General features: G+C 75.4%; 1 pseudogene. It reads left to right on the forward strand.

Going from position 1 to position 784, the window contains the following annotated elements:
* Positions 1-727 (forward strand): annotated as a pseudogene (locus OO57_RS44490) (hypothetical protein); the annotation flags it as partial.
* Between the last annotated feature and the right edge of the window lie 57 nt (positions 728-784).

Raw genomic sequence — 784 nt, forward strand, 5'->3', positions numbered from 1 at the left:
CTCCGGCACCGAACAGGCCGCCCCCTCCCCGCCCACCGCCTCCTCCGCCACCCCGTCCGGCAGCGACCCCGCCCCACCGGCCACCGACCCCGACCAGGCCACCGGCCCCGGCGGCACGAGCGCAGGCACGGGCGCAGGCACGGGCACGGGCACGGGCAGCGGCGGCTCCTCCGGCGGCAACGGCAGCAGCAGCGGCGGCAGTTCGGGCAGCAACTCCAGCAGCGGCGGCGGCACCAACAGCTCCGGCGGCAGCACCCCCGCCCCGCCCAAGCAGCCCACCACCACCGCCCCCACCACCCCGTCCGGCCCGGCCGCCGGCTGCGGCGGCACCGGCTGGGGCCGCCTGGTCAACACCGGCAGCGGCCGGACCATCGGCCTCGGCTCCGACACCGTCAGCGCGGGCGTTCCCGTGGTCTCCGGCGGCCACACCGCCTACGGCTGGATCAAGGCCGCCTCCAACGGCTCGACCACCTTCACCGCCTGCAAGGCGAGCAGCGGCATCAGCCTCGGCGCCCGCTACGCGGGCAGCCCCAGCGTCGCCGAACTCGCCGGCCCCAGCTCCTACGCCGACATGACCAACTGGTATCCCAGCGCCGACTCCGGAAACTTCCAGCTCAAGTTCGGCTTCGGCCCCCAGGGCTGCCTGACCGACAACGGCAGCGGCAACACCCTCACCGTCACCACCTGCAACACGAACGACCGCTCCCAGCTCTTCCACTTCTCCTGACCCCGCCAACCCGCCCCGCCCCCGACCGGCCTCCTCCCCAAGCCCTCTCCCCTCTCC

Origin of the sequence: Kitasatospora phosalacinea, assembly GCF_000717185.1 — a bacterium.
In the GTDB taxonomy this organism is placed as follows: Bacteria; Actinomycetota; Actinomycetes; order Streptomycetales; family Streptomycetaceae; genus Kitasatospora; species Kitasatospora phosalacinea_A.